General features: G+C 41.2%; 1 protein-coding gene. It reads right to left on the bottom strand.

Annotated elements, in window-relative coordinates:
- On the bottom strand, positions 1-291 hold a 291-nt coding region (locus tag AB4585_RS25400), incomplete at both ends, for a hypothetical protein (protein WP_372171553.1).

Below are 291 nucleotides of genomic sequence, written 5' to 3'. Positions count from 1 at the left end.
GTAATAACCTCTTCACCATACTCTGCTGTCTGCTCACTAACGGGTACAAAATCACCGAAAATGCGATAACTAATCTCCGTCCTCTGACCAAGAACATTAACTATGTGAATATCTGACGCTTCACGCTCAATTGCATTTTCTAGCAAACGCTGCAGCTTCTTAGAAGCCTCAGTTTCATTAATTCGATTTGATGCTGAACGATTGGACGCTAACTCCATCTTCAGTTGCTTAATACGCTCATCTATCGATTGCTTATCGAGCACCTTTATCTCTGGATACTGACCATAATAC

It is taken from the genome of Vibrio sp. 10N.222.49.C9 (assembly GCF_041474985.1).
GTDB classification, from domain to species: Bacteria; Pseudomonadota; Gammaproteobacteria; order Enterobacterales; family Vibrionaceae; genus Vibrio; species Vibrio crassostreae_C.
Note: the sequence above shows the minus strand (reverse complement) of the source record. Positions and strands in the feature narration are given on the sequence as shown.